Source organism: Actinoplanes sp. NPDC051633 (assembly GCF_040681735.1).
Taxonomy (GTDB): Bacteria; Actinomycetota; Actinomycetes; order Mycobacteriales; family Micromonosporaceae; genus Actinoplanes.
This window is the reverse complement of record NZ_JBFAZH010001401.1, coordinates 1-1,808: the sequence shown is the minus strand read 5'-3', so window position 1 is coordinate 1,808 and position 1,808 is coordinate 1. Positions and strand designations below refer to the sequence as shown.

2 pseudogenes are annotated in these 1,808 nt (G+C 76.5%); both read left to right on the top strand.

Going from position 1 to position 1,808, the window contains the following annotated elements:
• Positions 1 to 257 (top strand): annotated as a pseudogene (locus AB0M20_RS41430) (septum site-determining protein minD); the annotation flags it as partial.
• A 134-nt stretch (positions 258 to 391) separates the two neighbouring features.
• Positions 392 to 1,549, top strand: a pseudogene (locus AB0M20_RS41425) (TadA family conjugal transfer-associated ATPase); the annotation flags it as partial.
• Positions 1,550 to 1,808: the final 259 nt, after the last annotated feature.

Genomic DNA, 1,808 nt, shown 5'->3' with positions numbered 1-1,808 from the left:
TGTCCTCGTTGTTCGGCGCGCACTGCAGTCATGGGGGGGGGGTGGGGGGGGGGCCGGGGCCGGCCCGGCTGCGGGCGCGTGAGGTGGCCAGGGTGCTGTCGCTGCCGCTGGCCGGCGAGCTGGCCGCGGATCCGGCGATGTGCGAGCGGCTGGAGCGGGGTGACGCGCCGGCCGGGAACGGGCGCGGCCCGCTGGCCGAGCTGTGCCGGCAACTGATCGCGGACCTGACCGGCGGCGCTGAGGAGGCGGCGGCATGACCGCCGACCTGTCCGCCCTGGCTCCGGCCACTACTCCGCCAAACCGGCGGCGCGCAGTCGCCCAGCCGCCGTCGCCCTCCTCGTCCTCGCCCTCTCGGGCCGGCGCCGCCCGTGCCGCCGAGGTGCCGCCTGGCATGACCGAGCGCGTGCGGCAACAGTTCGCCACCGAAGGGGTCGACGCGACACCGGCAGCGGTCGTCGACGCGGTGCGCCGCGAGCCGGGCAGCGCGGTCCTCGGCGATGCCACCGTGCTCCGCCTGGCCGGCAAGGTGCACGACCACCTGGTCGGCGCCGGGCCGCTGGCGCCGCTGCTGGCCGACCCGCGGATCACCGACGTCCTGGTCAACGGCGTGCAGGTCTGGGTGGATCGCGGGGCGGGACTGCACCGAGCGGAGGTGAGCTTCGACAGCCCCGACGAGGTACGCCGCCTCGCGCAACGGCTCGCCGCGGCGTGTGGCCGGCGGCTCGACGACGGGCAGCCCTATGCCGACGCCCGGCTGCCCGACGGGACCCGGCTGCACGCGGTCCTGCCGCCGGTGGCCACCTCGGGGCCGTACGTGTCCCTGCGTACCTTCCGCCAGCGGCCCTTCACCCTGGACGACCTGGTGTCCCACGGGACCGTGCCGCCGGAGATCGCGGCGGTGCTGACCGCGATCGTCGCGGCCCGGCTGGCATATCTGGTCACCGGCGGCACCGGCAGTGGCAAGACGACGCTGCTGGGCACCCTGCTCGGCCTGGTGCCGCCGGGTGAGCGCATCGTGCTGGTCGAGGATGCGGCCGAGCTGCGGCCGGAGCACCCGCACGTGGTGGCGCTGCAGACGCGAACGGCCAACGTGGAGGGCGCCGGTGCGGTCACCCTGACCGACCTGGTCCGGCAGGCGCTGCGGATGCGACCCGACCGGCTCGTCGTCGGCGAGTGCCGCGGCGCCGAGATCGCCGACCTTCTCGGCGCCCTGAACACCGGGCACGACGGCGGCGCGGGCACCCTGCACGCGAACACGCCGGCCGACGTCCCGGCGCGGCTGGAGGCGCTGGGCCTGCTGGGCGGTCTGCCGAGGGCGGCGCTGCACGCCCAGGTGGTGGCCGCACTGCAGGTGATCGTGCAGATGCGGCGCGGCGAGCGGGGCCGGATCCTCGAGTCGGTCAGCGTGCTGCTGCCGGCCGGGCCGGACCGGCTGGCCACAGTGGTCACCGCGTGGCAGCGCGGAGCGGGGACGGGGCCGGGCGCCGAGGCGCTGGCGAAGATGATCGCGGACCGGGGCGTACCCGTGCCTCCGGTCCTCACCCGCCCGACGTCGAGACCGCCTGCGGCGGGACGACCGCCTGCGCCGGTCATGGCAAGTGCTGCGCAGAAGCGTCAGGAGCGGCCGTGGGCCGACCTTGTGGAGCCGGATGGCGAGGAGCCGCGTCGTCCACGCGCTGTTGCAGGGTGGCGGCCGGGGACTGTCGCCGACGGACCCGCTCCGGCGCGGGACGGACGGCAGATGCGGCCCGGCGGGCTGGCCGCCGCGTGGACGGATCGGCCTCGGCTGCTGCCCACCGTCACCGACA